General features: G+C 44.9%; 20 protein-coding genes and 3 pseudogenes. 16 read left to right on the forward strand and 7 right to left on the reverse strand.

Annotation, left to right across the window (positions count from 1 at the left end; genetic code table 11):
• Nucleotide 1: 1 nt before the first annotated feature.
• Entirely contained in the window at nucleotides 2-490 is a 489-nt protein-coding gene (gene mobB / locus Q0323_RS08290) for a molybdopterin-guanine dinucleotide biosynthesis protein B (protein WP_298053450.1), read from the reverse strand.
• Nucleotides 491-589: 99 nt separating this feature from the next.
• Here mobB and Q0323_RS08295 point away from each other — a divergent pair, with 99 nt between their 5' ends.
• Nucleotides 590-1,111, forward strand: coding sequence for a hypothetical protein (locus Q0323_RS08295; RefSeq protein ID WP_298053452.1), 522 nt, complete (start codon nucleotides 590-592; stop codon nucleotides 1,109-1,111).
• 10 nt (nucleotides 1,112-1,121) lie between these two features.
• A complete protein-coding gene (locus Q0323_RS08300) occupies nucleotides 1,122-2,078 on the forward strand; it encodes a hypothetical protein (RefSeq protein ID WP_298053453.1) in 957 nt (318 codons plus the stop codon).
• Nucleotides 2,079-2,470: 392 nt separating this feature from the next.
• Here Q0323_RS08300 and Q0323_RS08305 read toward each other — a convergent pair whose 3' ends face one another.
• From Q0323_RS08305 to gltX, 4 genes are all read right to left on the reverse strand, one after another.
• The gene (locus tag Q0323_RS08305; protein WP_298053455.1) at nucleotides 2,471-2,788 is read right to left on the reverse strand and encodes a hypothetical protein; all 318 of its coding nucleotides are present in this window, start codon (nucleotides 2,786-2,788) and stop codon (nucleotides 2,471-2,473) included.
• A gap of 171 nt (nucleotides 2,789-2,959) precedes the next feature.
• The gene (locus Q0323_RS08310) at nucleotides 2,960-4,624 is read right to left on the reverse strand and encodes a lytic transglycosylase domain-containing protein (RefSeq protein WP_298053457.1); all 1,665 of its coding nucleotides are present in this window, start codon (nucleotides 4,622-4,624) and stop codon (nucleotides 2,960-2,962) included.
• Nucleotides 4,621-4,917 carry a YggT family protein gene (locus Q0323_RS08315; RefSeq protein ID WP_298053459.1) on the reverse strand — a complete coding sequence of 99 codons (297 nt, stop codon included), beginning with the start codon at nucleotides 4,915-4,917 and terminating at the stop codon, nucleotides 4,621-4,623. Before Q0323_RS08315 ends, Q0323_RS08310 begins: the two co-directional genes overlap by 4 nt.
• Nucleotides 4,904-6,220 carry a glutamate--tRNA ligase gene (gene gltX / locus Q0323_RS08320; protein ID WP_298053460.1) on the reverse strand — a complete coding sequence of 439 codons (1,317 nt, stop codon included), beginning with the start codon at nucleotides 6,218-6,220 and terminating at the stop codon, nucleotides 4,904-4,906. The genes Q0323_RS08315 and gltX overlap by 14 nt, the downstream gene beginning before the upstream one ends.
• Before the next feature lie 114 nt (nucleotides 6,221-6,334).
• On the opposite strand from gltX, the gene mscL reads away from it, so the two are divergent.
• The 9 genes from mscL (at nucleotide 6,335) to Q0323_RS08365 (ending at nucleotide 16,977) form a co-directional block, all read left to right on the forward strand.
• Complete coding sequence (gene mscL / locus Q0323_RS08325) at nucleotides 6,335-6,739, forward strand: large-conductance mechanosensitive channel protein MscL (protein WP_297897758.1); 405 nt, start codon at nucleotides 6,335-6,337, stop codon at nucleotides 6,737-6,739.
• Nucleotides 6,740-6,748: 9 nt separating this feature from the next.
• Nucleotides 6,749-7,387 carry a Crp/Fnr family transcriptional regulator gene (locus Q0323_RS08330; RefSeq protein ID WP_295151931.1) on the forward strand — a complete coding sequence of 213 codons (639 nt, stop codon included), beginning with the start codon at nucleotides 6,749-6,751 and terminating at the stop codon, nucleotides 7,385-7,387.
• A gap of 3 nt (nucleotides 7,388-7,390) precedes the next feature.
• Nucleotides 7,391-8,518, forward strand: coding sequence for a metallophosphoesterase (locus tag Q0323_RS08335; protein ID WP_298053462.1), 1,128 nt, complete (start codon nucleotides 7,391-7,393; stop codon nucleotides 8,516-8,518).
• Complete coding sequence (gene asd / locus Q0323_RS08340; protein ID WP_298053464.1) at nucleotides 8,519-9,577, forward strand: archaetidylserine decarboxylase; 1,059 nt, start codon at nucleotides 8,519-8,521, stop codon at nucleotides 9,575-9,577.
• 94 nt (nucleotides 9,578-9,671) lie between these two features.
• Nucleotides 9,672-10,154, forward strand: a complete 483-nt coding sequence (locus Q0323_RS08345) for a prepilin-type N-terminal cleavage/methylation domain-containing protein (protein ID WP_297897748.1) — start codon at nucleotides 9,672-9,674, stop codon at nucleotides 10,152-10,154.
• 4 nt (nucleotides 10,155-10,158) lie between these two features.
• Nucleotides 10,159-12,954 (forward strand): primosomal protein N', encoded by a 2,796-nt coding sequence (priA, locus tag Q0323_RS08350; protein WP_298053465.1) that lies wholly within the window; start codon nucleotides 10,159-10,161, stop codon nucleotides 12,952-12,954.
• Between the two features lie 215 nt (nucleotides 12,955-13,169).
• Nucleotides 13,170-14,006 carry a hypothetical protein gene (locus Q0323_RS08355; protein WP_298053467.1) on the forward strand — a complete coding sequence of 279 codons (837 nt, stop codon included), beginning with the start codon at nucleotides 13,170-13,172 and terminating at the stop codon, nucleotides 14,004-14,006.
• 97 nt (nucleotides 14,007-14,103) lie between these two features.
• Nucleotides 14,104-14,769 carry a hypothetical protein gene (locus Q0323_RS08360; protein WP_298053469.1) on the forward strand — a complete coding sequence of 222 codons (666 nt, stop codon included), beginning with the start codon at nucleotides 14,104-14,106 and terminating at the stop codon, nucleotides 14,767-14,769.
• Entirely contained in the window at nucleotides 14,770-16,977 is a 2,208-nt protein-coding gene (locus Q0323_RS08365; protein ID WP_298053471.1) for a calcium-binding protein, read from the forward strand.
• A gap of 163 nt (nucleotides 16,978-17,140) precedes the next feature.
• On the opposite strand, the pseudogene ybeY (Q0323_RS08370) reads toward Q0323_RS08365, so the two are convergent.
• Nucleotides 17,141-17,326, reverse strand: a pseudogene (gene ybeY / locus Q0323_RS08370) (rRNA maturation RNase YbeY); the annotation flags it as partial.
• Between ybeY (Q0323_RS08370) and Q0323_RS11285 the strand changes: the two are divergent.
• Nucleotides 17,309-17,635, forward strand: a complete 327-nt coding sequence (locus Q0323_RS11285) for a DUF5625 family protein (RefSeq protein WP_366939568.1) — start codon at nucleotides 17,309-17,311, stop codon at nucleotides 17,633-17,635. The pseudogene ybeY (Q0323_RS08370) and the gene Q0323_RS11285 overlap by 18 nt on opposite strands.
• A 290-nt stretch (nucleotides 17,636-17,925) precedes the next feature.
• Nucleotides 17,926-18,123 carry a hypothetical protein gene (locus tag Q0323_RS08375; protein WP_298053472.1) on the forward strand — a complete coding sequence of 66 codons (198 nt, stop codon included), beginning with the start codon at nucleotides 17,926-17,928 and terminating at the stop codon, nucleotides 18,121-18,123.
• 588 nt (nucleotides 18,124-18,711) lie between these two features.
• Here the strand turns inward: Q0323_RS08375 and ybeY (Q0323_RS08380) are convergent.
• Nucleotides 18,712-19,341, reverse strand: a complete 630-nt coding sequence (gene ybeY / locus Q0323_RS08380) for an rRNA maturation RNase YbeY (RefSeq protein ID WP_298053473.1) — start codon at nucleotides 19,339-19,341, stop codon at nucleotides 18,712-18,714.
• A 54-nt stretch (nucleotides 19,342-19,395) separates the two neighbouring features.
• On the opposite strand from ybeY (Q0323_RS08380), the pseudogene Q0323_RS08385 reads away from it, so the two are divergent.
• The 3 genes and pseudogenes from Q0323_RS08385 to Q0323_RS08395 form a co-directional block, all read left to right on the forward strand.
• Nucleotides 19,396-19,662, forward strand: a pseudogene (locus tag Q0323_RS08385) (7-cyano-7-deazaguanine synthase); the annotation flags it as partial.
• Nucleotides 19,663-20,118: 456 nt separating this feature from the next.
• A pseudogene (locus Q0323_RS08390) lies at nucleotides 20,119-20,571 on the forward strand (7-cyano-7-deazaguanine synthase); the annotation flags it as partial.
• 322 nt (nucleotides 20,572-20,893) lie between these two features.
• Nucleotides 20,894-21,340, forward strand: coding sequence for a hypothetical protein (locus tag Q0323_RS08395; RefSeq protein ID WP_297880200.1), 447 nt, complete (start codon nucleotides 20,894-20,896; stop codon nucleotides 21,338-21,340).
• Nucleotides 21,341-21,402: the final 62 nt, after the last annotated feature.

Raw genomic sequence — 21,402 nt, forward strand, 5'->3', positions numbered from 1 at the left:
TTTACATTTTTTTGGCGTTTTTTAAGATCCATTCACTGATACCCGCAGCGTCGTTGATGTCGAAATTTACGCGGCAAAGCTTATCCATCTGCTCGCCGCTTAAATTTGAAGCGATCGCGTCCGAAAATGGCAGATACGCCGGATCGATCCTGTCGCGAAACAGGCTTATACGCGGCAGCGGCAGCGTCTTTAGCCCCTCTACGAGCAGGATGTCAAATTCTCCGAGCATCCGCACGACCTCGTCGATTTGCATGCAGCGCTGCGAAAAATAGCTTGTCCGCGTCGGGCTCATCACGACGGTTTCAGCGCCGAGCTCGCTAAATTTGGCGCTGTCCTTGCCCTCTACGTCAAAGCGCGCCTTATCTCCCGGATCGTGCTTTACGATCGCAGTCCGAAGCCCGCTAGCGATAAAAATTTTAGCGATCTTGCAGATTAGCGTCGTTTTGCCGCTGTTGGAAGGGCCTGAAAATGCGATAGCAAGTCTTTTCATTTTAAAATCCGGCTTTTTAAGATGAGCAGATTGTAGCGAATTTAGCCTTTTAAAAAGCAAAATTCGTTAAAATGCGCCTAAAATTTCAAAGGAAGATCGATGAAGAAATTTGATTTTAGCGGCGCGCTAAACGGCTTACTGAAGGGCGCGCTCCTAGCCGCGCTAGCGCTATTTTTAAACTCCTGCTCCGCAAACGATCCCCGTCACGATCCGCTTAAAAACGAGTTTCTTGCTTACACGCAAAAATTTGAATCGGTGCGCGCGGGCGATCGATATTTGGGAGTGGCGACCTATCTAAATCCCGTCGCGCCCGAGCTTAGAAACGCCGCGGAGGACGAGGTGTTTTTGCTCACCTCCTATCCTAAAGAGATTCAGATCTTCGCGGTGCAGATCAACGGCGCAAACGCAAACGTAGTGCCGCTGCACGACGGCGATCCGCTTTTGCAAAAGGAGCTTTTTAAGATCGCGTGGTCAAGCCGCTACAAGATCACCGCGCCTAAGAGCGATAAGGACGAGCTGGTGCTTAGCTACCGCACCTCAAATGGTCTGGGTGCCACGATGAAATTTCGTAAAATTTCAAAGTCGCTGTATTGGCAGCCGCAGATCGATCTGAAAGATTAAAGGAGAGAGGGTGGGCTACGACATAAGCTATCACGCGATCGGCAAAGATGAAATTTCGCAGTGGTATTTTAAGCCGCTAAAGCTTGCGCAAAAGGGAGATTTTGAGGCTATCGCTAAAATCGCGCGCGAAGCGGGGATGGATGAATTTTATGTAGAAAAATACACGGACGGCTTCCGCTCGGCGCTGCAGTACGGCACAGGGGGCATTTTTAATAAAACGCACGGATTTCACCTCGCCGTGGCGCAGGGCTATTTTAGAGAGTATTTTTACACGCGCGGCACGGCTTTTAGCTTTTTGGCGGAGCAAAGCTCTAAATTTAAAACCTATATAAGCGATTGGCGCGAGGTTTTGCCGGCGGAATTTTTAGCGGAATTTAACGGGCAGATCCGCAACGAGATCGTCGAGAATTACTGCTGCGGCGCGTATCTTAGCGCTGCTAGCGTGCAAAAGCTGCTGCGCGATTATGAAGCGGGCGGCGAGGTTAAATCCTCCGTAGATAAGTTTTACGCGCAGAATTTGCCCGTGTTTTTAAAGGCGCTAAATTTGGCTCGCGAGCTTGGAGTAGGGCTACTTGAGGCTACCGAAGTGGTTGAGCCCAATCCGATCGATCTGAATAGGTCCGAGTCGTTTTCAAATCTTTTTAATTGCGATACTAAGGGCGCGCTGATCTACGCGGAAATCGCCGCACAGCAGATCGGCGAAGCGATGCAGCGAGATAAGGCAGGCGGAGGCGTTAGGATGGTCAGAGAGAATTTTACCTTGCGCAGCGCCAATGCGACGGGCGGCGGCAGTGCGACGGAAGCGGATGGCGGCGCAATGAAAGCAAGCGGCGGGAATTCCGTCCCGTGCAGCGGCGATACGATAGAAGGCGGCGGCAAGAATTCCGCCGCTGAAGATCATGAAGACGCAACCTCCACAGGCGGCGAAAAGTCGCTTTTCGGCAAGATTAAAGGGCTTTTTAAATAGCAAATTTGATCGCTTTATTCCGCCGAAGCTCGCGCGGAGTTAAGGTCGTAAAATTAAATCATCTCACATCCGCAGACCCTGCGCGGTTAAATTTAGCTAAAACGGCGCGGCAAAGAGGCGTAGATTTAAAATTTAAAACTTGCCGAAATTTTAAAACGGTGGCTTGCATATCCGAAGTTACGAAATTTTAAAGCATCGCAAATAGGTCGCAAAAGAGGCTAAATTTAAACCCGTCGCGGCCTTTGCGGAGGGTACATGCGAATAGCTTATCTGTTTAAATTCCATAGCCGAAAGTGCCCGATTTTGATTTCACGCCACTTAAAATTCTGCGCTCCGGCGCTAATTTAATCGCTCACAAAACGCCGCGATAAAATTTCAATAAATTTTAGATTTTAAAGCTCGTCGCCCCAGAAATAAAGCTCGAAAAAAGCAACCGCAAAGATAAAAAAGACTATCAGCGCCGCGCCGCCCGCGCGGACGTAGCTATCGTCCCGCACGCCGAATTGCACGCAATACGCAAACGCCATAAAAACAGGCAAGCCGCTAAATTTGCGGAGCGTTTCTTTTCGTCTTTCAATGACGATACGCACAAAACGGCGGCTAGCATGAGAACTACGGTCGCGATAATTTGCATGGCGCACTGCCTTTCGTGTAGGGCAGAAATAACCTTTGGCTAGCATCAAGAGATAAAATTTTGTCACTGAAACCAAAATAAATTCCGCACGATTTTATAGCGCATTGCCTATTCGCGCGGCAAAATTTCGCCGCTTTGATCTGCCCGTCTAGGCTCTTAGCGGGCAAATTTTGCGCTTTTGAGGCGACGGCTTTTAAAATTCCTCGCTCGCCGCCTCTTAAAATCATCCTCCAAGCCCGTCGCCAGCTTAGCGAAAGTCGTCGCTTCTGCTCGGTATCAGCAGATCTTGCAGCTCCTGTTGCACCGAGACTTTCGCGCGCGGATCGAGGATCTGCGAGTAGATGATGAAGTTTGCGAGTACCTTTTTGCCGTAGTCCCTGCTCTCGGCATATGGCACGAGCTCCATGCTAAGCCACGGCTCAAATTTGCCCTTATTAAACATATCGCCGCGCTGCAGCATCTTTTTAACGAGCCCGAGCCCGCCGTTGTAGGCGTATGCGATGAAAACCGGGCTGTAAATTTTGCGCTCCAACCAGTCGATATGGATGTTGGCGAAGCGGTAGGCGACTTCCGGACGGAACATATCGTCTTGATCGAAGCCGTCGATTTTGAGTTGCTTTTTTCCGATCTCGTTAGCCAAAAATGGCATAAATTGCATCATCCCAAGCGCATACGATGTAGATACCGATGCGGGCACGAAGCGGCTTTCTTGGCGGGCGAGCGCCAAAATTAGCGCCTTGCGGCGGTTATCGCCGTCGCCGATATATTCCATAAACGGCGCCGGATAGAAGTTGTCCTTGCCGCCGCTTGCTTTATTCATGATGTATGAGTACTCGCCGATGCTTTGCTTAGTGTCGAATTTTTTGGCAAATTCCAAAAGCTGTGGGCGCGACATCTGATCAGCGCTATTTTTCGTGCGAACCCAAGCGAAAGGATCGGTGATATCGTAGCCCTCGATGGAATTTTTAGCGGGATTTGGGATGATTATGTTTAAATTCCTATCCCCTAAGACCTCCTTGGCATAAAGCGCGTAGAGGCTGTAATAATCACTGCTAGCAAGCTGGCGCAAGACATTTTGATCTCCATTTAGCAGGTAGATCCAAAATTTCGCATTGTGCACGTCGTGAGGCTTCTCAAAGCTCGCTGCTGCGCGGCTAAAAAATGCAAGCGCAGCCCCTTCATCGCCCTGCATGACGGCATTTACGCCCAGCATAAACGCTACGTCCTTTTCTACAGCCGACGGATCGACGCCCGTAAGCGAGCGGCGCAGGCGCGGGTATTTGCGGTTGATTAGCGCGTCATTGAGAACCGCTTTGAAGCCTTTTTGCGAAGCCAGTTCGCTTACGAAGGCTGCGTCGGCGTCGATATCGATCAGAGCGTCCTTGCCCGCACCTTTTAAGTAGTCGTAATATAAAAAGTAGTTTTGCGCGTTGCGGCTCTGCATAAAATACTCGCTCGGATTTTCGTCGTTAAATCCGCGCAGTAAATTTACGGCGTTTCTACTTGCCGCGTCTTGGTGCTTTTCAAGCTGCGAAGCGAGCGTCTCGCGCACCGACGGGCTTAGCTTGGCGATGAAATTTGGATAGGAGCGCGCCTTTTTGCAGGTTAAATTTGCATCTAAAATATTTGCCGCCGTTACTCCTGCGCAGCGATCCGGACGCTTAGGAGGGCGAATGGCGCCGAAAATTCTATCTAGCTTCTCTTTTAGTTTGCCTTTGTAGCGAAAGATACTTTGTTTTAAAATTTTAATCTCCGCTTTGTTGTATTTCGTCTCATCTATTAGGCGATAGATGTAATAGTCCTTGGCTAGGGATTTTGGCTCGTCTTTGATCTGTTCGTAGTTTAAAATTTTACCGCTACTTGCGGCGCACAGCAGTCCTAAAACAAGGCTAAATTTCAGAAATATTTTCAAATGACCGTCCTATTGATGATATAGATTATCGCGCTGTCAAAGAAGTTAAGCACGAGTAGGATAAGAAGCGGCGAAAGATCAAATCCGCCGAAAGTCGTAGGCAGATAGCGGCGCACCAGCGCGAACGCGGGCTCCGTAAGCGCAGAGATCACGCGGATGATTTTATAAAATTTACCGAACGGATTTGGACGGATGAAACTTAAGACGCAGGCGACGAAAATTAGCATCATATAAGCTTGGATCACGTAGTGAATACTTACTAAAATGCCGTAAAATACGCTATTTAGTAGCATCGAGTATCTCCTTTAAATCGGCGCGGATCAGCGGATACAGCTCGCTAAGCTCCGGTCCGTGAGGTGCGCCTGTGAGTAAAAACCTAAGCGGCATAAATAGGCTCTTGCCCTTTAAGCTTGTAGCCTGCGAAAGCGCCTCTTTGAAATCATTAAATTCCATTGGAGCGCCGTTTGAGCTTAATAAATTTAAGATCGCCTCTCGTAGCGCCTGTGCCTGCGCCGCCCACTCTTGCGGGATATCTTTCGCGCCGTAGATCGCTGCGATCTTTTCTTTAATCTGCGGGATAAGGCTCGCTTCTTGAGTGTAAAATTTTATCAAAGGCGCAAATTTTGGCTCAAGCTCAAAAAGCTCCGCCAAGCGCTGCTCGCTCGCTCTTTTGATATGTTCGCGGTTTATAAAGGCGAGCTTATCCTCGTCAAATTTCGCCGGGCTTTTTGAAATTTTAGCGATATCGAAAAACTCCACCGCTTCATCCATACTAAAGACCTCGCGCGGCGTTTTATTGCCCAGCAGGATCAGATAGTTCGCGATCGCCTCGGGTAGGTAGCCGCTTTGAAGCAGCCATTTTACCGACGAGCTATCCTCGCGCTTGCTCATCTTTTTGCCTTCGGAATTTAATATGATCGGCAGGTGCGCGTATTTGATCTCGCCCTCGTAGCCGAGGCTTTGGCGGATCCAGTTTTGCTTCGGGGTGTTTGAGACGTGATCCTCACCGCGGATTACGAAGCTCACGCCCTGCATCATATCGTCGCAGGCGCAGGCGAAGTTATAAGTTGGCGTCTTGTCCGCACGCATGATAACAAAGCTGTCGATATTCTGCGGCTCAAATGCGATACGGCCCTTGATTGCGTCGGTAAATTCCAGCGCGTGATCAGGTTTTTTAAGGCGGATAGTAAAGGGCTTCTCACAGTTTAGCACCTCTTCATCGCTTAAATGCTCGCAGTGCCCGTCGTAGCGATAAGCCTCGCCCGCGTCCTTGGCGGCTTGTTTTTTCGCTTCAAGCTCCTCCTCGCTGCAAAAACAGCAAAACGCCTTTTTCTCGGAGAGCAGCTTGGCTGCGAACTGCTGATGAAATTTTAAATTTTTGCTTTGATAATACAGGCTCTGCCACGAGATGCCGAAGCGCTTTAAAATTTCGATTATCTCTTGATCTTTGCCTTCGATATTGCGCGCAGTGTCGGTATCCTCGATACGTAAGATGAAGCCGCTTTTATCCTGTAGCGAGCAGATGTAGTTAAAAATAGCCGCGCGTAAATTTCCGATATGCATATCGCCGGTGGGCGACGGAGCGAAGCGATACAATTTAGGTCCTTTGGGTTTAAATTTAAGCTGAGATTATACTTTTTACTTCCTAATAAAAAGCAAAAACAAAGCAAAAATAGGCTAATATCGGCGCATCTTATTCAAGGAGACAATATGAGTTTCATTCAGGAATTCAAAGAATTCGCGATGAAAGGAAACGTCATCGATATGGCGGTGGGCGTCGTCATCGGCGGGGCTTTCGGCAAGATCGTAACCTCGCTCGTAAGCGACATCATGATGCCGGTTTTAGGACTTCTTACGGGAGGAATGAATTTTACCGATCTTAAGATCGTGCTAAAAGAAGCGGTGGGGCAGACTCCCGCCGTTACGATAAACTACGGCTCGTTTATCCAAGTAACGGTCGATTTTATCATCATCGCGTTTTGTATATTCTGCGCGATCAAGGCGATCAATAAGCTTAAAAAGCCAGCCGAGCCTGCGCCGGAGCCTGCCGCACCTGCGGAGCCTAGCGAAGAGATTAAACTTCTTACCGAGATAAGAGACCTGCTTAAAAAATAGGTCGCGGCGATGCTTGAGAGAATTCCTTATTTCAAAGCTCTAAGCGCAGCGCAAATCGATCGTTTGGAGCAGATTAGCATCCATAAAAGCTACAAAAAGGGCGAAATTTTATTTTTCGAGGGCGAGCGCTCGCAGTATCTATTAATCCTGCTAAAAGGAATTTTAAAAATCTATAAAACCTCCGCAAAGGGGCGTGAGATCCATATGCGCGAGATCCGCCCCATCTCGCTCGTGGCGGAGATGGTAAATTTCGAAGAGACGAGCTATCCTGCAAGTGGCGTGTTTTCGACAAACGGCGAGGTGCTAAAGATCGATTATGAAAAATTTAAAAACGAGTTTATGAGCGATCCAAAGATTTGCCTGGAGCTTTTAAAATCGATGTCTGAGAAGATCCGCGCGCTAAATGCGGTCTTTGATAATCAAGTCGTGCTTAGCTGCGACGGCAAGATCGCTAAGTTTATCAGCGAGAATTTTGATATTTTTATGAGCACGAAATACACCAGAATAGCCAGAATTCTAAACGTGACTCCCGAAACATTTTCGCGCACCATCACTAAATTTAAAAAGAGCGGCGCGCTAATTTTAGACGATAAGCAAGAAATCACGGGCTTTGATAAAGATAAGCTGGACGAGTATATCCAAGGCTAGAGTTTGAAAAGCGCCTATATTTTCCCGATCGTCGGTACGGTTTTATTTCTGTTTTTTAATCTTTACGTCTACAGATCGATCAGCGCGCGCTTTACGCCATATAAAGGCTTCGCTACGTTTCGCCCTGCCTTGAGCTTGCTTTGCGTAGCTTTGGCGATTTTAGATGCGATATTTTTTGTGGGTTTTGGGCTTAATGGAAGCTTTAAAAATGAGTTGCTCTATAAAGCTTGCGTATTTTGCATGGCAGCGTCCTTTTCGCTCTTTTTTATCTGCCTTGCTTACGATGTGCTAAGCGCAGCCGCGCATGTAGTTAAATTTAGCCAAAACAGGCGAAAATTTTTAAAAACCTTTATCGACGTAACCTTCGTAATAATGGCGTTTAGCTATATTTTTAAAGGGCTTTATAATGCACTAAAAATTCCAAAAATCACCGAGCGCGAAATAAAAATCAAAAACTTAGCTCGCGAGCTAAGCTTCGTCGTCATCTCGGACGTGCATCTGGGCGAGTTTTTGAAAAAGGAATTTTTGCAAGGCGTCGTAGCGCAGATAAACTCGCTAAATTACGATGCGCTACTGATCGTGGGCGATATGTTTGATCTGCGCTCGGATGAGCTCGGGGATATTTTGCAGCCTCTTGAGGCGATCAAAAAACCTATATTTTTCGTCACTGGTAACCACGAGTATTACCGCGGCGACGCAAGCGGGCTTATCGCGGCAATGCAAAAAGCGGGCGTGCGGGTGCTGCAAAACGAAAGCGTGGAATTTGAAGGGCTAAATTTAATGGGCGTGCACGATCTTAGTGGCTTTCGCTTCGGATATATGCAGCCCGATCTCGGCGCTGCGCTAGCGCAGACAGACCCCGATAAACCAAAAATTTTACTCGCGCATCAGCCCAAATACGTCGTGGATTTCGTGCGTGACGAGGTCGATCTGTGTATCTGCGGACACACGCACGCGGGGCAAATTTTCCCATGGACGCTTTTGGTGCTGCTTAGCCAGAAGTATCTTTACGGGCTGTATAACGACGGGCTGAAGCAAATTTACGTAAGCAGCGGCGTAGGGTTTTGGGGCCCGCCGATAAGGGTCTTTGCCGATGCCGAGATCGCGCTACTTAAGCTTAGAAAGGCATAGATGAGAAGTTTTATTTCGAGGATTTTTGGGATTATCGCCGCGGTGAAATTCCTTAAATTTATACAAAATTTTATCAACCGCAAATATGTGGAATTTTTTAAAATCGATATGAGCGAATTTGATCCGCCGCAAAGCTACGCGAGCCTAAACGCGCTTTTTACCCGCCGCTTGCTGCGTCCGCGCGAGATAGCGGCAGACGAGACGGCTTTCATAAGCCCTAGCGACGGCGTGATCTTTGAGAGTGGATGCTGCGACGATCTGCGGGCTTTTAGCGTAAAGGGCTGCGAATATAGCCTTAGCGAGCTGCTGGGGCGGACGTTTACGGCGAGCGAAAGCGGCGGAGCGGTTAAAAATTTAGATGACGGGGCAGTTGCTACGAACGGGAGCGGCGAGGTTAGAACCGGATGCGCAAAAGATGCCGGCGCAGGGATGAAATTTCGCGCCGCGCAAGCGAAAATCAGAGGCGATGAAAGCGGCGTAACTTATGCCGCGAGCGGCGTGCAGGCTGAAATTTATAGCGATGAAAGCGGTGCGAGCCGCGAAACGAGCGCAGAGGACGCCCAAGGCTGCGAAAATACAAAGGGCGTAAATTTAAGCTACGCAAACATCTATCTAAGCCCGCGCGATTATCATCATTATCACGCGCCGTGCGACCTGAGCGTGCTGCAGGCGCTTTATATCCCCGCCGATCTTTACAGTGTGGCGAAGAAATTTTTACTTAAAATTCCAAACCTCTACGCTAAAAACGAGCGCGTTATTTTGAAGTGCAAGATACGTAACGGCGGGATTTTGTGGATGGTTTTCGTGGGTGCTTTAAATGTCGGCAAGATGAGATTTGATTTCGATGCGCGAATACAGACGAATGCATGCACAAATAGAGCTGAGGCGCTTTACGAATATGAAAATTTAAAATTTAAAAAGGGCGATCATTTGGGAAATTTCGAGCTGGGCTCAACGATCGTACTCGTAGCGCAAAGCGAGTTTTTAAAATTTGAAACCCCGGCTGATACGTCCGTAAAATTCGGACAAAAAATCGCAGAATTTAATGAAATTTCATAAAATTCCATTTAAAATGCAGGATTTTTTCTTTAACTAAAATTAATTTTATTTAAATTTGGCTATAATCATCTCACTTTAAATCAAAGGATTTAACATGAAAAATTTAAAAGCTTTTACGATGATAGAGCTTGTTTTCGTCATCGTCGTTTTAGGTATTTTGGCGGGCATCGCGGTGCCTAGATTAGCCGCTACGCGCGATGATGCTACGATCGCTAAGATGCGTGGGGATATCGCTGCTATTAGAAGCGGACTTTCGCTAGTTAGAAGCGAGAACATGATGAGAGGTGTGACTACGTGGCCTGGTCTAGAAGCTAACCCTGATGTGGCCGGTACGCTTTTTGAAGGTGTTTTGCAGCAGCCCATCTATCCTATGAGAGCTGGTGGCAGAAACGGCTGGAGCTTAGTTACAAATGGTAATGCTAATGCTACATCCACATATACAGCTACCGTTGCCGGTCAATCAACTACTTTTAACTACTATCCGACTGCTGATTCTAGACCTGCAGGCTCAAGGGCTAATGTCGGTTCGTTCGACTGCAATCATCAAGAGCCTCTTTGTCAATCCTTAGCTCAATAGCTAAATGCTCTATTATGAAGTTGCGGTTTTGGGCGCCAGTCTAAAGCCGCTTACTTACAGTTCAAATTTTAAAATCCCATCATATCAAATCGTATCCGTTCCCGTAAAATCGAGCGTCAAATCCGCCGTACTCCTGCGCGAGGTTTCAAAGCCGAGCTTCAAAACTAAGGAAATTTTAGAGATTTTGCAGCTTAAATTCACTCCGTTTCAAAGCATGCTTGCAAATTTTATCGCTAATTACTATGTTTGCGAAAAGGGCGTTGCATTTGGGATTTTCGAGCCTTCAAGCGAGACGACGCAGGATTTGCGGAATTTGCAGGAGGATCCTACGACTGAGCGGAATTGCGCTTGCGAGCAAATTCCCGTTAGTGAGTTGGTCTCCGCTTGCAAACAAGCTTCTACCCGCGAACAAAATTTTATTTTCGAGCAGGATTCCATCACCACACAAAATTCTACGCTCGATGGGAATTTTAATGCCACACACAATTCCGCCTCAATTCAAAATTCTGAATTGAGGAGGAATTCTACTACCGCAGAAAATTCTGTTACCGTCATAAATTCCGTCATCGCGCCAAATTCCATGCAAAAGCAAAATTTAAAGCAGGCGCAAAATATTATCTCGCAAAATTTGGCGTTAAATTCTACCGCCGCACAGAATTCTATCCAAGAGAGGAGCTTTGTCGATGAGCAAAATTCTGTTTCAATCCAAAATTCTACATTGGCTCAAAATTCCGCTACGACAATAAATTTTGTTGCCGCCCTCGAGCCGACACACAAACAAAATTCCGCCATCGCGCAAAATTCGATCCAAGAGCGGGATTTTACTGAGGGAGAGAATTCCATTTCGATTCAAAATCCTACTTCAGCGCAAAATTCCGTCTCAATTCAAAATTCAGACGCCGCGGCACAAAGCCCCATCCCGACGTCGCTATCCCCGCTTCAAATAGATAAAATTCCAAACCTTACCCCCGCGCAGGAGCAAGCGCGTAAATTTGCCGAAGCTAATGAAACTTCGCTGATTTTCGGCGATACCGGCAGCGGCAAGAGCGAAATTTATATCGCGCTGATCGCGCAGGCGCTCGCCGCGGGCAAGCAGGCGCTGTTTTTGATGCCTGAGATTTCGCTTACGCCGCAGATGACGAAGCGGCTACAGAGCTATTTCGGCGAGCGGCTCGGCGTCTGGCACTCTAAAATTTCGCCCAAAAAAAAGCGCGAAATTCTAGCGAAATTTAACGCAGGCGAGATCAGGCTCATCGCGGGCGCCCGCTCGGCGCTATTTTTGCCCTTTAGCGATCTGGGCCTCATCGTCGTGGACGAGGAGCACGACGACAGCTATAAATCCACCGCCGCGCCGCGCCTAAATGCCCGCGACGCCGCAATTTTCGTCGGCAAGAAGCTCGGCATCCGCGTGGTTTTGGGCTCTGCGACGCCCGCGCTTAGCACCTATGCGAAGCAGCCGCACTTCCGTCTGCGCGGCACCTACTTTAGCAGCGCCAAGCGCTTCATTTTCGACGAGAGCGAAACGGGGCTGAGCCCTAAAATTTTAACCGAGATCGGCCGCAGCCTCGAAGTGGACAAACAGGCGGTCGTGTTTTTGCCGACGCGCGCGAACTACAAATATATGGTCTGCGAAAACTGCGGGCAGATCGTGCGCTGCCCGTTTTGCGCCGTCGGGATGAGCTATCACGCGGATGCTGCGGCGCTGAAGTGCCATTACTGCGGCTTTAGCACGTTTTACAGGGCGTCTTGCGAAAACTGCGGCGGCGAGGTGATGCAGGCGCGCAAGATCGGTACCGGCGAGCTTGCGGCACAGCTCGCGGCGCATTTCCCGAGCGCCCGCATCGCAAAATTTGATCGCGACGAGATCACCACGCAGCGCAAGCTTGAGGCGCTGCTAAATAACTTCAACGCCCATAAAATCGACATTTTAGTAGGCACGCAGATGCTTAGTAAGGGGCACGATTACCATGGCGTCGATCTTGCGGTGATAATGGGGATCGACGAGCATCTGAGCTATCCCGATTTTAGGGCGCGTGAAAAGACACTGGCGCTTGCGATGCAGGTGGCTGGCCGCGCGGGCCGCTCGGGACAGGGCAGGGTCGTCATACAGACGCGCCAGAGCGGCTTTTTTAGGGATTATATCGAAAATTACGATGATTTTTTGCGCGACGAGGCGGAGTTTCGCGAGGGGCTCTATCCGCCGTATATGCGGCTTTTGCGCGTGCTGATCTCGCATAAAAACGAAAAGGCGGCGAGCGAAATAATGAACGTGGCGCTTGATCTTTTGCGCCGCAAACAGGCGGGAAGTAGCGCGTTTGCATCGCATGACGGGCTGAATGCGAGGAGAGCAAATTTAAGCGCTTTAAATTTGCAAAATTCTGCGCAGCAGAGCGGCAAGCAAATATCAAATTTTAAATTTCAAAGCTCGGATATGCGTGAGGGTGATGTAAATTTAAACCGTCAAAACGCTTCAAATTTAAAAAATGCCGCGCAAATTTCAGCTTGCGACGCAGACGCGGGTAGCGTAAATTTAAAGCCCGAAAGAAACGGCGCCGCGCAAAATTTTATAAATTTAGCGGCCGAAAATCTTGCCGAAAATTCCGCGCAGCATTTGAAAGAGAAGGCGAGCGAGAGCTTTGAGATCATCGGCTACGGCAAGGCGGGTATCGCCTATATCGCGTCGAAATTTCGCTTTGAAATTCTGCTGCGCGCTAGCTCGCACGTGCCGCTCATTAATGCTGCGCGCACGCTTGAGCATCTGCCCGTCGAGATCGATATGGATCCCGTAAACTTCGGCTAAGCGCGATTTATAAAATTTTATTCGCATAAATTTTGTCCATAGAACCTGCAGGATTTGATGTATTGCAACGCTGAATTTTTATGCTTTACCGCCTATCTCATATTAAATCAAAATCAAAAAATAATATCAAATTGTTAAGTATAATTTAACTTGAGCGAGGATATAATGCATTCATAAAGCTAGTATGATATTTCTCTTTTTGAAAGGAGGACAGAATGCCTAGATTTGCTTTACTTATAAAATTTACGCTTGTGATCATACTTAGCGTATCGTTTATAGATGCAAACGATACGAACAATACTACTACTGCTATGCCTTGGATGTTAGATTCGATTTTATCAAAGGTACGGGATAGAAATATTACTAGAAAGAGCAGTGAAACCAATGCGACTTTTGGTATTACTACTTTTAACAGTAAAAGCGTGTATTTTTGGCAAATGGATCAAAACGCGACCCTTAAGAAAGAGTATGAAGAGCATTTGGCTAAAGAAAGAGACTTTTGCACCGATTTTTACGACGATCTGTTTAAATGGAAAAATATAAGCGCTATCCGCCCTGTAGTTAACGATAGCATAGATTATAATGATCCTGAGCTAAAGCAAAATATGAGTGATTGTTGGTATATGGATATGAATAGAACGGTTCAAGTAGGGTATCGTGGCAGAGGTTTCACTTTGTATAAGATCGGCGATCATAGGCTTTTATATATAATGTTCTATAAGTATGCGGAATATAACGTATCGAACAATCTTGCTAAAAATTTAGCCTATATTTTAGATATCAAAGAGTGTACCAAAGCTATAAGGGATTTTAATTATGATCCGTATAAAAGTAGGATTCATCTAGAAAATTATAAAAATTATGTGGAAGGCGTTTATTTTAGACCCATTTTTTATGAAGATAGATACTACGCGTTGGATATTGAGAGAAATCTTCCTGGTTTGGGCTTCGGCTTTACTATAAGGCTTAAGGAGATTAAAGATAGTAGGTTGGAGACTAAATGTGAAATATCATATCTGATAGATAAAAAGAAATTTTTTACTAAGAAGTAAATCATGCAAACGCATTCAGTTGGTTCGAGAGATACCTATTTAACAGAGTTAAGAGAGTTTTATAATAGGTGCAGAAGGCTTTAGAAGTAGAGTATATTTGGATGATAATGGGAATTTAACCATAGGTTATGGCTATAATATAGATAGTAGTAATTTCATTTCAGACTTTTTAAACGCTGGAATAAATTTAACACAGGAACAAATCAATGGTTTGAATGAGTTAATAAGGAATAGAAACTTAAATTCCTATAATTCGAATCCAAATAGTATCACTATTAATGAAGAAGAGGCGGATGCTCTATATAATACAATAATCGAAAGCAGATTTGAAGTGCCTGTACTAGCTAAATTTAATGAAACAAGAGCTAATGAACTTGAAAATACTGAAGAATTGATTGCTTTGGTAAGCCTAGCTTATAATGGTGGAGTAAATGAAATGATAGGACCTAATTTGACTGCCGCTATTAATGATGAAGACAATGATGGAGATAGGGTTGTGGCATGGTATGAAATCAGATATGCTAGTAATAAAATAAAATTTGATCCAGAAACTGGTACCTATTATAGGCATAATGGTATACAAAATAGGCGTACTGCAGAATCTGATAAATTCAAATTATATGACGATGAGAGCAATGTAGGAGATAATGAGGCTAAACATGTCATTAGTTTTTTAGAGAAAAAACGAGCTCATATAACCGAGTATTTGGAGGATTGCTATAGAAAGGGAAAAGATGAGAATCGTAATTATAGAAGAGACTAATTGAATATCAAACTTACCCCCGCTATAAATTGGTTAGTTGGGAAATTTGGAGATGGACAGATCAATGCGGCTGACATTATAGGCAATCGTGGGAAAATTCTCGTCGGTCAGGGTGTTGGAAATAATGCTGACGAAGTTTATGCTGATCGAAATGGAAATTTCAACGATACGATAACGGGTACTAATAGAAATGATCTGATATTCGGCGAGCGAGGAAATGATACTATAAATGCCGAAGACGGCGATGATGTCATATACGGCGGAGAAGGCAGTGACACGCTAAACGGTGGTAATGGCTACGATATATATCATGCGGATGAGAATGACACGATAAACGATTCCGATGGCAGTGGCAAAGTATATTTGAGCGAGACTAAACTAAAAGGCGGAAGGTTTATAAAAGAGCAATCGCACGGAAATATCGAAATTTATAAAAGCAATGACGATTCTATAACTTATGAGTATAATACTTCCACGAAGGTATTGAGCGCGAACGGTCTAAAGATAAACGATTTCGACAATAACGAGTTAGAGATAAATTTGCAAAAAGAGCAGTCGAATGAATTCTCCATACTTAGTGATACTACGGGCTCGATGGGCGGGGCGATAAGCTCGGTAAAATCCCAAGCAAAAGAGATCATAAAAACCGCCTTTGCTAGAGATAAAAATACTAAGGTAGGGGTATTTGGTTATAACGATCCTGGCGTTCAGACTTTTACCAATCTCACGAATGATCAAAACGCGATAATGTCCGCTATAAACTCTCTTTACGCAGATGGCGGAGGCGATACGTCAGAGATGACTTGGCACGGGATTTATAATGCCGCAAATTCTAACTGGAGCGAATACTCCGTAAAAAGAATTTTCGTTTTCGGCGATGCTCCCGCGAAGGACAATGAGTTCAAATCTAAAGCAATGGCGGCGCTTTTGCCCAATAAACCAAGAGCGGTAGCAAGAAGTTTAAGTGCAGCAAACGCGCTTTATGGCAATAATCACAGTGATTTAAATAATATTCAGGTCTTTACGATTCAAACGGGCGGTGGTGAAGATGTGGCGGCGGAATTTAAAGAATTAGCCGAATCCACCGGCGGCGGCTATGTAAATATGACAAACTCGGGCTATACATCCGTGGCGGATGCTCTTTTTGACGCTATGAATACAGGTACTTCCAAAAATGAAACCATTGTCGGCAATGAGAAAAACAATATCATAAACGGCAAGGGCGGGGATGATGTACTAGAAGGAAGAGAAGGAAGCGATACCTATGTTTTTGAAGAAAATTTTGGTAAAGATACGATAATAGAAACCAACAAGGAAAATAAAGACAAAAATATCATAGATATGTCCGCCTTCAGTTTAAAAGATGTCGTTTTTAGACAAAATAAAAATGATGTCGTCGTAAATAGGTCAAAATTTGACACGGTCACTATAAGAGATTTTTATTCAGAGGAAGAGAAGATATCGCAGATCAAATTTAAAGATGTAACGTTGGGCTATGAAGAGATCAAAGAGATAACTGCGCTTCAAAGCAACAAAGAGGTCGTTAAATTTGCAAATAAAGGCGAGAATAAGCTAAAAGCTTTACTGAAAAAAGTATTTTTCAAAGCTGATGATGAAACCGCTACGACGATAAAAGGTGGTGTAAGAAGCGATGCGCTAGTGGGATCAAATTTGAACGATAAAATTTACGGAGGTCTCGGGCACGATACGCTCATCGGCGGGAAGGGTGATGATTATTTAGACGGCGGCTTGGGTAACGATAAATACATATTTTGCAAGGGAGACGGCAAAGATATTATTAAAGATTGTGGCGGAAAAGATACTTTGATATTAAAAGATATAAATCAAAACGAGCTTAAATTATCTAAAGATAAAAACGATTTGATTTTGAAATTTAAAGAAGGAAGCGATCAAATTATAATAAAGGATCATTTCAAGCGAAGCTTAGGATACAATCACAGGCTCGAAAATATTAAATTTGCAGACGGCGCGCAGATGAATTACAAACAGATCGAAGATATTGTTCGCGCTGGCGAATATGCCGGTGGGTTTAAACAAGCAAGTTTCTTGAAAAACGATTATTTTGTGCCACAAGATACAGTAAATAAAATTATCGAGCAGTTAAATTCGTACGCCGATAATTCGCAAGCATTAGAATTTATGTCAAATAATGCGCAAAAAGATAATATTCAAATTTATATGAGCTAGCTTATTTGCATAGTGTGAATGGTTATGACAAGCGAGTATAAATTTGGACAGATCTTATAAATTCAGCGAGATTAATATTCTCGCTGAATTTATATTTTATAATCCTCATTTAGTAGAATTTATATGCTATAGATTTAGCTTACCGTTCTTCGATATACAGCGCCTACTCCTCATTTCCTTCCGTTCGTACGATCAGGCTTTTTGGAAGGCGGAATTTCTCGATGATCTCACACTCTTTGGCGCGCATCTGTCCGTCGTCGCTTTCGTGGTCGTAACCTAGCACGTGCAGCAAGCCGTGCGTAAAAAGTAACGCCGTCTCGTCATCCCTGTCGTGCCCAAGCTGCACGGCATCAAAATACCGCTAAGCCTAAAGATATATAAAATAGATAGCGAGCAGAATAAATTTAGGCTCGGAAAAGAGTATTTTTATTATAAACTAAAACCCGTGTTTGCAGGCATAAAGAATTTACGCTCCGCGTATATGCAAACAAGTATTTATATAGGTGAGAAACACTATGGCACAAGTAGTGCGACAATCGCTTACATACCCCTACAAAAGGGCATATATAAGGTAGAATTAGAGAATTTACGAGATTTGCCTATTTTTTCGAATGTAGAAATTTATTTTACTACGAAAGATAGCGGTCTTAAATATTAAGAAGGCCGCAAGAAAAGGTATTTGATAATTGCGATGTAGAAGCTAGCTCGTACAAACCTTTGTTTCTAGGCTTTTTATTTCGCGTTTGTAATAAAAATATTAAGCAGCATTTAATCCGTCGCACAATACAATATATCTTTATATCGTTTGAAATTTAATGAAAATGCAGTTAGATTTTGTGCGCCCATTCGCACTTTGCGGATATCGAGGGTAGCCGCTAAGTCTAATTACCGAACTTGCGATAGCATGCGCTTTTTGGGCTACCATCTATGTTTATTTAAAGGAACACAATGAAAAATCCGCTTCGTTACGTGGATTATTGTAATGATTTAATAAAATTCGGCTTTGCTAAAAAGCATAATTTTTTAGCGATGATTGCCGTATTTTCTATGGTTTTTATGCCTATATGTTTTTTGGCTGCTTATGCAGTTGCACCTAGTGAGAAGTCCTTGCGGAATCCATATATTTTTTCCGGAACAGTAGAGTAATTTTCCAGATTTCATAGTTATAAAAGCGGTAATGGTTGCAAGATATCCGTAGCGGGAAATGGCAAAATCTTTTCTTGGGAATTTATCGACTTTCATATTGATACAAATAAATACGACTATCAAGAAAAATACTTTTGTGATTTTATATTTAGCAGATACATTAATAATAAATGCGTAATCTTAAAAATGATAAATCTTCATATCGTAGAATTTGGAGATTGTGATAATAAAGTAATCATCGAAGTTGATCTTAGGCAAAATTTCTTTGAACAAAAACTCTTTTTATTCAGCGGAATTATCTTGGCGCTAGTTTTATTTTTTACATTTTTTCAACTAAATAAAGCATATAAAAATTCATTAAAAGGGGCATAAATATGTCGTATAACGTTTCCGCAATGTCTGATGCGATAAGAATTCTACTTAAAAATACGTGCAGGAATTCATTCTGCTAACGTCAAATAAACTTTTTCAATATATATCGCAAAATTTTTCTCACTCATGCCTCGACACTTCAAATTTATTGCTCGAATATAAACTTTACTTCGTGATCCATATAGAGCTTACCGCGCAGCTTGCTATCCGCAGCGCCTACTCCTCGTTTCCTTCCGTTCGTACGATCAGGCTTTTTGGAAGGCGGAATTTCTCGATGATCTCACACTCTTTGGCGCGCATCTGTCCGTCGTCGCTTTCGTGGTCGTAACCTAGCACGTGCAGCATGCCGTGCGTAAAAAGTAGCGCCGTCTCGTCATCCGTGCCGTGCCCAAGCTGCGCAGCTTTCAGCTCTACGAGGTCTAAATTTATCACGACCGAGCCGAGCAGCGCGGGAGCGAAATTTCCGCCGTCAAAATTTTCATTCTTTAAATTTTTATCGTTAGAACTTTTGCCCTCGGAATTTTCGGAATTTATAGTATTAGAATTTTCGCTCGCAGAATTTGCGGCGCTTGTATTTTCATTAGTAGAATTTGCAGCGTTTAGAATTTTGCCGCCGCTGTTTTCATACGCGGAATTCTCTTTGCTCAAATCCTCGCCAAAGCCCGCAAATGCTGCAGGATCGAGCGGGAAGCTCAGCACGTCGGTCGCCTTATTGATGCCGCGCGTTTGCGCATTTAGCTGCCGCATCTCCTCGCCGCGCACAAAAATTAGCTCGACGCTCCCGCCGCCCAGCTCCGCCGCGATAGCGTCCAAAATTTCGGGATAGGGCTGCTCGCAAAGTATCATTTTTACCCCTCTTTTATAAAATTTCCGTATAATTTTAGCAAAAAAAGGACGAAAATGAGAGCTTTATGCGTGATCAGCGGCGGCATGGACAGCGCGACCTGCGCCTATATCGCGAGGCGCGAAGGTTACGAGATCGTGGCGCTGCATTTCGATTATAATCAGCGCACGATGGGCAAGGAGCGCGAGTGCTTCGGTAAAATTTGCGACGATTTGGGGGTCGCAAAAAGGCTGATTTTAGACGCTCGCTTCATCGCACAAATCGGCGGTAGTGCCCTTACGGACGGTGCTTTGCCGATCAGAAAGGGTGCGGCGGAGCTTTGCGGTGCGGTAAATTCCATTGGCGCCAAGATTGACAGCGCGGCAAATTCCAAGAGTACTGAGCTCAGTAGGCAAAATTTTACCGAGACAAATTCTGCCGCCGAATTAGATGGGCAAAATTCTATTGTAGCGAATTCTACTAATGCCGAGATCGGCGGGCAAAATTTTACTGCGTTAAATTTCTCGGCGAGCCCTGCGGACGCTACGCTCGGTGCAGATTCGGCGCGAGACAGCCGCTTGCAGAGCGGTGAAATTTTAATTCAAGACGCTGAAATTTTACTAGGGGGCGATGAGCCTTCGCCGCAAGGCGGTAAAATTTTAGCCTGCGACGACAAAATTTCACCGCAGGGCAGCAAAATTCTGGTTCAAGAAGGTGAAATTTCACCTCAAAGCGGAGCCGAGCCGCAGCAGGGCGATAAAATTTCATCAAAGCACGCAGGGGGTAAAATTTCACCTCAAAGCCAAAGCGATAAAATTCCACCGCCAAGCGGCGAGAGCGCGTTTTCAGATCTGCCGAGCACCTACGTGCCGTTTCGCAACGGCGTGTTTTTGAGTATCGCCGCCGCCCTTGCCGAGAAGGAGCGCTGCGACGCGATCTTCATCGGCGTGGTGCAGGAGGACAGCAGCGGCTACCCCGATTGCAGCGCGGAGTTCATCGGCGCGTTTGAGCGAGCGCTCGATCTGGGCACGAGCCGCGACTTTCATCCGCGCATCAAAACCCCGCTCGTGCACCTTAGCAAGGCGCAGATCGTCTCGCTGGCGCTTGGGATCGGCGTGCCGTTAGAGCTTACGTGGAGCTGCTACGAGCGCGAGGACGCTGCGTGCGGGCTTTGCGACAGCTGCCTGCTGCGACTTAAAGGCTTTGCGGGCGCCGGCGCGAAAGATAAAATCCCCTACGCGATAGAAGCTTAGGCACGCCGCGACGAAATTTATCGAGCCCGTGCGACTCAGCGTGTCATCGCAGCTTGATATGCGCGGGTTTTGGATACGTAGCGCCGCACGATTTGTGGCGGGATTTCAAACATACGGCGGCGGCTTGTGCTTTGGCGCGCGCCGAGCCGCGGCTGTAAATTTAAACTGCGCTTTGAAATTTTAAAAATTTTAACGAGAGCGTTGCATGTGGTTTGAGGCGAAAATCAATTATAAATTTAACCCTACGATATATTTATTAGCGCATAGGCGGATATAAACATATCGTAGTATAATCCGAGAATTAAATTTTAAGGAGGAGAGAATGGCGTTTGAAAATGCTATCATCACTAAAAAGGATGATGAAAAGTACGGGTTGAGTAAAATTTTTTATCAATATAGTCCGTATTATGAAGAACTACCTAGAAATTTTGTTGTTGATAGACAAAAAGATATTTGGTTTCTTTTAATTAAAAGACTACCAAATGAAGGGTATGATTATGGTTATGGGAGCAAAAAGCTATGGAGGCTTTATATTCAAGGAAATAATTTAGATATTCTTTTGGACTACGAATATGATCAAGAAGTGGATGGACGCAAATTTCAAAGGGTGTGGAAAATTATCGAGGTAAATGTTATAAATTCTATTATTCCAGATAATGAAGTTATTAAAATATTGAGAGATATTTTGATTGATTTTAAATTTAGACCAGGCTGGGAGGATAAGGATGATTTTAGTGTAGCGTTAATAGATGTAAGAAAGGAAAAATAAAATGGCATTTGTAGCAGAATATATTTCTAAAGAGGATATTAAGAAATATGATATTATAAATC

Origin of the sequence: uncultured Campylobacter sp. (assembly GCF_938030145.1) — a bacterium.
Lineage (GTDB): Bacteria > Campylobacterota > Campylobacteria > Campylobacterales > Campylobacteraceae > Campylobacter_B.

Bases quoted from the DNA above. Each gene is read 5' to 3' on its own strand.
- mobB (WP_298053450.1), bottom strand. From the start codon at position 490: ATGAAAAGACTTGCTATCGCATTTTCAGGCCCTTCCAACAGCGGCAAA.
- Q0323_RS08295 (WP_298053452.1), top strand. From the start codon at position 590: ATGAAGAAATTTGATTTTAGCGGCGCGCTAAACGGCTTACTGAAGGGC.
- Q0323_RS08315 (WP_298053459.1), bottom strand. From the start codon at position 4,917: ATGCTACTAAATAGCGTATTTTACGGCATTTTAGTAAGTATTCACTAC.
- mscL (WP_297897758.1), top strand. From the start codon at position 6,335: ATGAGTTTCATTCAGGAATTCAAAGAATTCGCGATGAAAGGAAACGTC.
- Q0323_RS08330 (WP_295151931.1), top strand. From the start codon at position 6,749: ATGCTTGAGAGAATTCCTTATTTCAAAGCTCTAAGCGCAGCGCAAATC.
- asd (WP_298053464.1), top strand. From the start codon at position 8,519: ATGAGAAGTTTTATTTCGAGGATTTTTGGGATTATCGCCGCGGTGAAA.
- Q0323_RS08345 (WP_297897748.1), top strand. From the start codon at position 9,672: ATGAAAAATTTAAAAGCTTTTACGATGATAGAGCTTGTTTTCGTCATC.
- priA (WP_298053465.1), top strand. From the start codon at position 10,159: ATGCTCTATTATGAAGTTGCGGTTTTGGGCGCCAGTCTAAAGCCGCTT.
- Q0323_RS08355 (WP_298053467.1), top strand. From the start codon at position 13,170: ATGCCTAGATTTGCTTTACTTATAAAATTTACGCTTGTGATCATACTT.
- Q0323_RS08375 (WP_298053472.1), top strand. From the start codon at position 17,926: ATGAAAAATCCGCTTCGTTACGTGGATTATTGTAATGATTTAATAAAA.
- ybeY (WP_298053473.1), bottom strand. From the start codon at position 19,341: ATGATACTTTGCGAGCAGCCCTATCCCGAAATTTTGGACGCTATCGCG.
- Q0323_RS08395 (WP_297880200.1), top strand. From the start codon at position 20,894: ATGGCGTTTGAAAATGCTATCATCACTAAAAAGGATGATGAAAAGTAC.